Below are 9,865 nucleotides of genomic sequence, written 5' to 3'. Positions count from 1 at the left end.
GGCTATGCCAGACGAACCAGAGTGCAAGGATGAGAAATGGAAGAACTCGAAATCGAGGAAGCGGATGGCGTCAAGCGCGCCCTGGTACAGACCGCCCCGGACGACGAAGTCGGCGCCCAGAAAAACCCGAACGATGGGGATGACCCGGACACGGCCGCCCGCTGGGTGTCCCGGCTGCGTGCCGTCGAGGCTGCCGGGGCTGAGGGCGTGGAGGCCGTGGGCGGGGAGGAACTGCCCGAGGTGCCGGAGAACATCAGGGAGGCCGCGCGGCTGGCACCGGACCACTGGCTGGGGGTGGTCGACCCCTACTGGCAGGGAACGGACGAGCCGCCCGCCTGGGCCATCGTGGGGCAGTGGCGCACGGACGGCGAGGGGGAGGTGGTGGAGTGGTCGGAAAATCCCGACTACCGCCCGTCACCGCTGGCGCTCGGCTGGGACGACCCCACCGACGCCCTCGACGCCGCCATCCAGCTCGCCGCGACGGGGTACGGCCCCGAGGAGGACATCGACCGGCTGTTGCTGACGGCCGAGGTCGCCGTACTGGTCGACGCCCAGGACGCGCCGGTGACCGCCTCGGCACCCGACGGCACACCGGTCGTCCCGGTGTTCACCTCACAGGCTCAGCTCGACCGCGTGGGCGCGCTGCGGCACCGTCGGGTGCGGGTGGAGGACCTGCTTCCGGAAGTCCCCTTCGGGCACGAGCTGTACCTGAACCCCACGGGCGCCGTGGCGTACGTCGCCGATCACATGACGCTGCTCGCCGGAGGCGGATACGGGCCGGAGGACGGGGAAGGGGCGGAAGAAGGGTACGGGGCGGAAGACGGGGAGTGATCCTCCCGTCTTCCGCCCCGCTTCGCGCCGTCATCCCTCAGCGCAGGGACAGCCCACGCACCAGCAGATCCAGCAGCGCGCACACGAAGAGCGCGATCCCGATGAAGCCGTTGACCTGGAAGAAGGCGCGGTTGAGGCGGGAGAGGTCGTGCGGGCGGACGATGGAGTGCTCGTAGACGAACGCGCCCGCGACGATCAGCAGGCCCAGCCAGAAGAAGGCGCCGGCGTGGGTGGCCAGGGCGAACCAGACGAACAGGGCCGTGGTGATCGTGTGGCACACCCGCGCGCCCCGGATCGCGGCCGGGATGCCGAAGCGGGCCGGGACCGACTTCACGCCGATGCGCCGGTCGGTGTCGACGTCCTGGCAGGCGTAGATGAGGTCGAAGCCGCCGATCCAGATGCCGACGGCGAGGCCGAGGATCACGGCCTTCCAGGACCAGGAGCCGGTGACCGCCAGCCAGGCACCGACCGGGCCCATGGACTGCGCCAGGCCCAGGAAGGCCTGCGGGAAGTTGGTGAACCGCTTGGCGTACGGGTACACCACCATCGGGACGACGGCGATGGGCGCCAGGGCCAGGCACAGCGGGTTCAGCAGGGCCGCCGCGCCGAGGAAGACGACGACGGCGACCAGTGCGCCCGTCCACGCGTGCCGCACCGACATCGCGCCGGTGACCAGCTCACGATGGGCCGTGCGGGGGTTCCGGGCGTCGATCTCGCGGTCGATGATCCGGTTCGCGGCCATGGCGAAAGTGCGCAGCCCCACCATGCAGACGGTGACCAGCAGCAGCTTCACCCAGTCGACGGCACCGTGTCGCTCGTACATCGCCGTCAGGGTGGCGATGTAGGCGAAGGGCAGCGCGAACACCGAGTGCTCGATCATCACCAGCCGTAGGAAGGCTTTGGTGCGCCCCGGCTGAGGGACCGCCGCGGATACTGAACTCACAGGACGACTCCTTGCACGAGCGCGCCGTTTGCGCGCATTCGGAAGTGTGAAGATCGTACCTGTCGTGACAGGGCAAGAAGTGACTGTCACGTGTGACTCATGTGTCGTTCGCACATGGGTCGGTACTGACTCTGCGGTCCGTGCCCAACCGCGTCGGTCCGCGCACCCCGTCACGGGGTGCGCGGACCGTACGTCACGGGCACCGTCGACCGGTGCGCGCGGGATCAGGGCCGGATGATGTTCTCCGCCTGCGGGCCCTTCTGGCCCTGGGTGACGTCGAAGGTGACCCGCTCTCCCTCAAGGAGCTCACGGAAACCCGTACCGGAGATCGCCGAGTAGTGGGCGAAGACGTCGGGTCCGCCGTCCTGTTCGATGAATCCGTAGCCCTTCTCCGCGTTGAACCACTTCACCGTGCCGCTGGCCATGCTGTGTTCCTTCGGTCGTGCTGGGTGAGTCCCAGGTGAACTGAGATGAGGGCCACCGGCGGTGACGCGGTGCGGCCCCGTGGGAAACCAGCCTGCCGTGCGGCTGAATTTCCGGCAACCGATAGCGCAGGGTGTCGCCCGGGTATGCGGCGGGCCGGAGACTGGGGCCGTTCCGGCGACAGGCGCGCGGGGGGCCATGGCGGCGGAGCGTGCCTAGAGCCTGGAACTGCCCCGAGTTTGCCTTGAGCGGGGTTCACATTCGCGGACTGTGCCACTCTCGGTGCCGGCGGCGGCCGAGGACAGCGGGGCCGAGGTCGCGGGCGCGGATCGGGCCAGGGCGTCGCCGGTCCGCGCGGGACAAGGTGTGCTGGAGGAGAACTGGGAGGCCACTGGGCCCGGGCAGGCGAGCTGACGGTCGATCTGCGGGAACCGGAAAGCTGGACCGGGTCACTCCTCGAAGGCCGCCCAGGCCTGCTCGAACCGTTCCGCCTCGGTCTCGAGCAGAGTGACGAGTTCGACGGCCCGCTTCGCCACGGCCGTCCCGAGCGGGGACAGACTGTAGGTGACCTTGGGTGGGATCGTCGCCTCGACATGCCGGTTGACCAGGCCGTCCCGGCGCAGGGTGAACAGGGTCTGCGACAGCATCTTCTCGCTGATGCCCTCGATACGGCGTCGCAGTACGTTGAAGCGGCACTCCCGCTCGTACAGGGCCGACAGGACGAGGACGCCCCATCGGCCTGTCACGTCCAGGAGCACCTGGCGGGAGAGGCAGTCCTTTGAGAACACACTGATGGTGGACTCGCCTTGGGTTGTCGTCATAAGCAGACACTATCCGGCCGGATCAAAGTCAGAAACTCACAATACATCGGCGACACATGACTGTCAGCCCCCTGACTGCCACCGGTCCGGCCGGAAGCGCGGTCAGCTCGCGAAACGGAAGCTCTTTCCGACGAACCCACCGAAGCTGTGCAGGTCACCCGCGGGCAGCGTCAGCGTGGAACCGGTGCACCCGGTGCCGCTGTAGACGAGGACGGTCCGATAGCTGTAGTTGAGGTCGGACTGTACCGAGAACGGCAGGGTCACGCACGAGGTGCCGACCTGGGACGGTGAGTACTCCAGAGCCGGGCCGGTGAATCCGCCCTGCCAGAAGGTGACGTAGCCGGGCGTGCCGGGATCGACGGCGAAGGCGGGGGAGCTGGACAGCCCTACCGCCAGCGCCACAGCGCCGGCGGCCACCGCGGCGGAAGCGATGTTTCTTTTCAGACTTCGCACAAGAACCTCCACGAGGTAGCGCTGGAGTCACCGAACGTCACTCACTGCTCAGCGACTCATGTGTCAGCTGCAATATAGGAGGCGATACAGCCCGGTGTGACGTTGGTGACTTACGTTGGCCGAGCGGTGGCTGGTCTACGGCTGGATGGCGCCGTGGCCGGCTGCCGAGCACCATCGCTCGGCCTGGCGGTATCTGCGGTGGCGCGCCGTTTCGGTGGATCAGCCCAGGCGGGGGAAGAGCCGGGCGGCGTTTCGCCGTTCGATGTCCACGAGTTCGTCCTCCGTGAAGCCGAACGACAACAGGTTGGCGGTGTTGTGCGTCACCGTCGTCTCGGGGGCGGCTGGCCAGTCGGTCCCGAACAGAACATGGTCTGCACCCGTGACCTGCAAGGTCGGCAGCAGAGAGTGAGCCGCACCGGCCAAGGCGGTCTCGTAGTAGAGGCCGCGCAGAACCTGCGTCACGTGAGCGGGATCGATGTCCGCGTCCTTGGGGCCACGGCCCATCTCGGTGTGTTCCGCGATGCGCCAGCCCAGTGTGGGGAGGGCACCGCCGCAGTGGGCCAGGATCAATCGCAGGTCGGGGTAGCGCTGGAAGACCCCCGTGTACACGGCGTTGGTGATGTTCCGTGCCGTGTCCAGAGGGTATTCGATCACCGAACTCGGCCGGTCGAAGCCGAGACTGTCGATGGCCAGATGCTCCGTCGGATGGACGAAGACGGGGACTCGGCGCCGGTTCAGCTCCTCCAGCAGCGGTTCGAAGAACTCGTCGCCGAAGTACCGGCCGTTGACGTTCGACGGAAGGATCACTCCGTCCAGGGCCAGTTCGTCCAGGGCGTATTCCAGCTCCGCCAGGGCCGCTTGCGCGCTGTCCCCCGGCAGGCAGGCGAAGGCACCGAACCGGTCGGGGCGGGCCGAGACGATCTCGGCGTGATCCTCGTTGACACGTCGGCTGGTGCGTATGCCGAAGTCCGGATCGTCCGGGGTGCCGGAGAAGGCGAAGGGCACCGACAGCACCTGTGCGGCGATGTCGTTGCGATCCATGAAGGCCAGCGCGCTCTCCGGAGTCCATCTCGCCGAGATCTTGTATCCGCCGCGCAGGCGGATGACCTGGCTGTCGAACAGTTCCGTCAGCGTGGGACCGAAGGCGTGCGTGTGTACGTCTATGCGATTGCGAGGCATGGCAGAGGCTCTCTCTCCGCAGATCCGCGGGTAGCCCAGGGGTGGGTCTCGTATGACTCCGACCCGGGTTTGAGAGGTGATATTACGCCGAAGTGTGGCCGCCCTCCTGTGCAGGGCCTTGAGCGGCGGTGATGGCGGCGACGACAGCCGCGTTGGCACACCAGTCCTGGCGCCCCGGCCTGGTGAGCGCGTAACTGCGCCGGTATCCGGCGGCGCCGTGGAGGGGAAGGTGACGCACGTGAGGGTGGCGTGGCCCGTCGGCGGCCATGAGAGCGGTACCGAGGCCGGCAGCCGTGAGACGGACGACCAGGTCGAGGCTGTCGATGCGGTGGTGGATCCGCGGGCTGACGCCGTACCGGGCGGTCACCCGGTGGACCAGTTCGGCATCGTCACTTCCACGGGAGTTGACGATCCAGTTCGTCGTGGGATCGATGATGATCTCTTCGGGGGCCCGGTCCTCCGTGGCCGCGACCACGAGATCGATCGGCACGTGACTGTAGGCGGCGGCAGGGATGTCGCGGGGGACGAGGCTGAGGTCGTAGACCAGGCCGATGTCGGTCTCGTCCCGGTCGAGGAGGGCTCTGGCCTCGGCGGGCTCGCGCTCCTCCATGGTGACGGTCAGGTCGGGGTGCCGGGCTCGCAGGACGGTGAGTGCAGGGATCACGTGGCGGGCCAGGCCTGTGGCGTAGCCCGCGAGGCGGACCTGACCGGTGAGTGGTCCCTCGGGTCTGAGGTCGCCGCGGGCGGCATCGAACGCGGCGAGCATGGCACGGGCGTGAGGCAGCAACGCCCGGCCCGCGGGGGTGAACGCGAGCCGTCGGCCGACCGGCTCCACCAGTACGACGTCGAGGGACCGCTGCAGAGCGGCGAGGTGCTGGGACACGGCGGAGGTGCTGTAGCCGGTCACGTCGGCCACAGCCCGCAGAGTGCCGTGGTCGGCCAGACCGACCAGGACACGCATCCATCGCAGATCCATCGAAGCAGCGTAAGGGATCGTCCGCGATCCACGGACACTCACCTCGTGGATGCGTGATAGACGGGGACGGTATGTCCATGGCCGAATGGAGGAGACCGGTTCCGGGACGGGCTCGGCCGGTGCGTCGGAAACCGGAATTCGGCCCGCAGCCCCCGAGGACGTCCCGTGCACGAATACACGCCCGCCGTCGAAACGACAGTGCTGGAACTCGCCCGGCTGAGCGTGGAACGGCTGGCCGCGAACCCCTCGCTGGGCGGCACGGCGACGCCGGAACACCTGGAAGCCCTCGCCGGCCGCACGATCACGGCCTGCGGGGTGGGCGGTCCCGAAGCGGTACGGCTCTGGTCCGAGGTGCTCGCTCCGGCCTGCCTGGCCGTCGACCACCCGCGCTACCTCTCCTTCATCCCGGGCGCTCCGACCAGGATGGCCGCGGCGTTCGACATGCTGGTCGCCGCTTCGAGCGTGTACGCCGGGTCGTGGCTCGAAGGCGCGGGGGCCGCGTTCGCCGAGAACCAGGCGCTGCGCTGGATCGCCGACCTGGCCGGCCTGCCCGGCACATCGGGCGGCACGTTCGTCCAGGGCGGCACGGTCGGGAACCTGTCCGCCCTGGTCGCCGCCCGTGAAGCCGCGAAGAGGACGCGGTCCCGCACGCCACGGCGCTGGGCGGTCTGCGTGACCGGGGAGACGCACTCGTCGGTCGCCCACGCACTGCGGGTGGTCATGGACGTGGACGTCATCCAGGTCAGGGGCGACGAGCGCGGTCGCATGACCGGCGCGGCGCTGCGGGACACCGTCGGCCGGCTTCCCGAAGCCCGGCGCGAAGGCGTCTTCGCCGTGGTCGCCACCGCCGGCACGACCAATCTCGGCATCGTCGACGACATCGCCGGAGTCGCCGAGGCCGCCCGCGACAACGGCTGGTGGCTGCACGTCGACGGCGCCTACGGAGGTGCCGGCCTGGCCGCGCCCAGCGTCCGGCACCTCTACGCCGGCATCGAGGAAGCCGACTCGTTCATCGTCGACCCGCACAAGTGGCTGTTCGGCCCCTTCGACTGCTGCGCCCTCGTCTACCGCGATCCGGAACGGGCGCGCCAGGCCCACACCCAGCACGCCGCATATCTGGAACCCGTCACGGGCCAGGGGGAGTGGAACCCGTCCGACTACGCCGTCCATCTCACCCGCCGGGCCCGCGGACTGCCGTTGTGGTTCTCGCTGGCCGCCAACGGCACCGACGCCTACCGCGACGCCGTCGAGCAGACGCTGGCCACCGCACGCGCCGGGGCCGACCTGATACGGAGCGCCGACCACGTCGACCTCCTGGTCGAACCCGACCTCACCGTGCTGGTGTTCGAGCGCGTCGGGTGGAAACCCGAGGACTACGACCGCTGGAGCGCCCACTTGCTGGCATCGCAGCGGGCTTTCGTCACCCCCACTCGGCACCGTGGCCAGGTCTGCGCCCGGGTCGCCATCGTCAACCCGCTGACCTCGCGGGAGGACCTGCGTCTCCTCATCGACTCGATGCGCTGACCCTCCCGCACTCCCGCACGCTCCCGACGCCGACGACCGGCCCTCTTGGAACTGGTGGACACCGTGGCTCGTTATGGCACGCAATTCGGACCGGACATCACCTTCATGGGTATCGACCCGTGCGACTGGGCGGACCCGGCGAGCTACGCCGACGCCGACGTCGTGATCCTGGGTGCGCCGTTCGACGGCGGGACCTCGCACCGCCCGGGCACACGGTTCGGTCCGCAGTACATCCGGCAGACCGACTACAACCCCCACGACGGATCGCGCCCCTCGCTGGCCATGCGGGTCGACGGGCTACGGGACCTGCGCGTCTACGACGCCGGGGACGTGGAGATGTTCTCGGGCGACGCCGAGCGCTCGGTGCGCGACCTGCGGACCGCGGTCCGAGCCGTCGCGAGCACCGGGGCCATCCCCGTGATCCTCGGTGGCGATCACACCATCGCCTGGCCGGACGCGGCCGGTGTGGCCGAGCACGTGGGGCCGGGCAGGGTCTCGATGATCCACTTCGACGCCCACGCCGACACGGTGGACGTCGAGTTCGGCTCCCTGGTCGGTCACGGCCAGCCGATGCGCCGGCTCATCGAGTCCGGCTCGGTGCGCGGCGACCGGTTCCTGCAGATCGGACTGCGCGGGTACTGGCCGCCGCCCGAGACGCTGGACTGGATGGCACGCCAGGGCATGCGCTCCTACGAGATGACCGAGATCGGGACACGGGGCCTCGACGAGTGCATGACCGAGGCGTTCGCCATCGCCATGGACGACTGTGACGGAGTCTTCCTGTCGGTGGACGTCGACGTGTGCGACCCCGGCCACGCTCCGGGCACGGGCACGCCCGAGCCGGGTGGCCTGACCGCCCGGCAACTGCTCGACGCCGTCCGCCGGGTCGCCTACGAACTGCCCGTCCTCGGTGTCGACATCGTCGAAGTGGCACCGCCCTACGACCATGCCGAGATCACGTCGTTCCTCGCCAACCGTGTCGTCCTTGAGGCACTGACCGGTATGGCGCGCCGACGCAAGGACGCTCGCGACGGCACGACGTGGGATCCGCGTAGGCCGCTGCTGGAGGGCCGCTGACTCCGGGCCGGACAGCGCTCCCGCGCCCGCCCGGTGACCCGTGAGTGACGGGTGAACCCGTCGCCGGAAGTGGGGTGCTCCGCACACCGGGCGGCGCCGGGACGTAGGGCCCGCTCCATGGTCCGGGACGGGTGCCCGGAGCGAGAGTGGGGGGAGTCCGGGCCGCCCGCGACGAGCGTTCACGGGAGTGGTGCGGGCCCCGACCGGACCTCGCCTTCGTCCCGATCTCCGGCCGGTGTATGGGCAGTCGATGGCTCGTGTGCGAGGAGAACGGGAAATGAAGGTGCTGTGCGTCCTCTATCCGGATCCGCTGACCGGGTACCCGCCCGAGTACGTCCGCGACGCGCTTCCCCGGCTCACCGCCTATCCGGACGGCACGAGTCTGCCGACCCCGTCCGCCGTCGACTTCACCCCCGGCGAACTCCTCGGCTGCGTCTCCGGAGGACTGGGCCTGCGCTCCTACCTGGAGGCGCAGGGCCACGAGTTCGTCGTCACCAGCGACAAGGACGGGGAGGACTCGGTCTTCGAGCGTGAACTGCCCGACGCCGACGTCGTCATCTCCCAGCCGTTCTGGCCGGCCTACCTGTCCGCCGAGCGCATCGCCAAGGCGAAGAAGCTCAAGCTCGCCCTCACCGCGGGCATCGGCTCCGACCACGTCGACCTGGAGGCCGCCATCCAGCGCGGCATCACCGTCGCCGAGGAGACCTACAGCAACAGCATCAGCGTGGCCGAGCACGCCGTGATGCAACTGCTCTGCCTCGTACGGAACTTCGTCTCGTCCCACGAGTGGGTCCGCAACGGCGGCTGGAACATCGCCGACGCCGTGTCACGGGCCTACGACATCGAGGGCATGGACGTCGGTGTCATCGCGGCCGGCCGGATCGGCCGCGCGGTGCTCAAGAGGCTCAAGCCGTTCGACGTCAACCTGCACTACATGAACCGGCACCGGCTCCCCGAGGCGGTCGAGCGGGAACTGGGTCTCACCTACCACCCGGACGTCCGGTCGCTGGTGCGCAGTGTCGACGCGGTGTCCGTGCACGCGCCGCTCCAGCCCGAGACGTACCACCTCTTCGACGACGAACTGCTCGCGACCATGCGCCGCGGCTCCTACATCGTCAACACCGCGCGGGCCGAGATCATGGTGCGCGACGCGGTCGTGCGCGCGCTGAAGTCGGGCCGGCTGGCCGGGTACGCGGGCGACGTCTGGTACCCGCAGCCCCCGGCGCCCGGCCACCCCTGGCGGACCATGCCGCACAACGCGATGACCCCGCACGTGTCGGGCTCCACCCTCTCGGCGCAGGCACGTTACGCCGCCGGCACCCGCGAGATCCTGGAGGACTTCCTCGCCGGCCGCCCGATCCGCGACGAGTACCTCATCGTGGACGGCGGCAAGCTGGCGGGCACCGGTGCGCACGCCTACACCACCTCGGGTGCGGCGAGCCCGGGCAGCACCGGCGCCTGACCCTTCTGAACCACGCGTGACGCCAGGGGGCCCTTCCCCCGAGGCTTCCCGGCGTCACCCTCCCCAGGGGGGGGGGGGGGGGGGGGGGGGGCCCCCCCCCCCCCCCGGGGGCGGGGGGGGCCCCCCCCCCCCCCCCCCCACCACCCCCCCCCACCCCGGCCCGGGCGCCCGGTACC

The 9,865-nt window shown here is 69.8% G+C and carries 10 protein-coding genes; 4 read left to right on the top strand and 6 right to left on the bottom strand.

Annotation, left to right across the window (positions count from 1 at the left end; genetic code table 11):
• Positions 1-36 precede the first annotated feature (36 nt).
• A complete protein-coding gene (locus ACH4LD_RS36170) occupies positions 37-831 on the top strand; it encodes a type VII secretion system-associated protein (protein WP_398057282.1) in 795 nt (264 codons plus the stop codon).
• 37 nt (positions 832-868) lie between these two features.
• Here ACH4LD_RS36170 and mqnP read toward each other — a convergent pair whose 3' ends face one another.
• The 6 genes from mqnP to ACH4LD_RS36140 form a co-directional block, all read right to left on the bottom strand.
• Positions 869-1,774: a menaquinone biosynthesis prenyltransferase MqnP gene (mqnP, locus tag ACH4LD_RS36165; protein ID WP_398057283.1), complete on the bottom strand. Its 906-nt coding sequence runs from the start codon at positions 1,772-1,774 to the stop codon at positions 869-871.
• Between the two features lie 224 nt (positions 1,775-1,998).
• Complete coding sequence (locus ACH4LD_RS36160) at positions 1,999-2,199, bottom strand: cold-shock protein (protein WP_058084740.1); 201 nt, start codon at positions 2,197-2,199, stop codon at positions 1,999-2,001.
• A 447-nt stretch (positions 2,200-2,646) separates the two neighbouring features.
• Positions 2,647-3,018: a winged helix-turn-helix transcriptional regulator gene (locus tag ACH4LD_RS36155; RefSeq protein WP_398057284.1), complete on the bottom strand. Its 372-nt coding sequence runs from the start codon at positions 3,016-3,018 to the stop codon at positions 2,647-2,649.
• A 102-nt stretch (positions 3,019-3,120) separates the two neighbouring features.
• Positions 3,121-3,471, bottom strand: a complete 351-nt coding sequence (locus ACH4LD_RS36150; protein ID WP_398057285.1) for a hypothetical protein — start codon at positions 3,469-3,471, stop codon at positions 3,121-3,123.
• A 219-nt stretch (positions 3,472-3,690) separates the two neighbouring features.
• On the bottom strand, positions 3,691-4,650 hold the full coding sequence (locus tag ACH4LD_RS36145; RefSeq protein ID WP_398057286.1) for an amidohydrolase family protein: 960 nt from the start codon (positions 4,648-4,650) through the stop codon (positions 3,691-3,693).
• A gap of 82 nt (positions 4,651-4,732) precedes the next feature.
• Positions 4,733-5,626: a LysR family transcriptional regulator gene (locus tag ACH4LD_RS36140; protein WP_398057287.1), complete on the bottom strand. Its 894-nt coding sequence runs from the start codon at positions 5,624-5,626 to the stop codon at positions 4,733-4,735.
• Between the two features lie 165 nt (positions 5,627-5,791).
• On the opposite strand from ACH4LD_RS36140, the gene ACH4LD_RS36135 reads away from it, so the two are divergent.
• The 3 genes from ACH4LD_RS36135 to ACH4LD_RS36125 all read left to right on the top strand — a co-directional run bounded on the left by ACH4LD_RS36135 (position 5,792) and on the right by ACH4LD_RS36125 (position 9,689).
• Positions 5,792-7,150 carry a pyridoxal phosphate-dependent decarboxylase family protein gene (locus tag ACH4LD_RS36135; protein WP_398057288.1) on the top strand — a complete coding sequence of 453 codons (1,359 nt, stop codon included), beginning with the start codon at positions 5,792-5,794 and terminating at the stop codon, positions 7,148-7,150.
• Between the two features lie 105 nt (positions 7,151-7,255).
• A complete protein-coding gene (gene speB / locus ACH4LD_RS36130) occupies positions 7,256-8,227 on the top strand; it encodes an agmatinase (protein WP_398057289.1) in 972 nt (323 codons plus the stop codon).
• 277 nt (positions 8,228-8,504) lie between these two features.
• Complete coding sequence (locus ACH4LD_RS36125) at positions 8,505-9,689, top strand: NAD-dependent formate dehydrogenase (protein WP_398057290.1); 1,185 nt, start codon at positions 8,505-8,507, stop codon at positions 9,687-9,689.
• Positions 9,690-9,865 lie beyond the last annotated feature (176 nt).

The sequence above is a fragment of the Streptomyces sp. NPDC017676 genome (assembly GCF_044329325.1).
GTDB lineage: Bacteria > Actinomycetota > Actinomycetes > Streptomycetales > Streptomycetaceae > Streptomyces.
The sequence above is the reverse complement of the archived record's forward strand: the minus strand, read 5'-3'. Positions and strand labels throughout refer to the sequence as shown.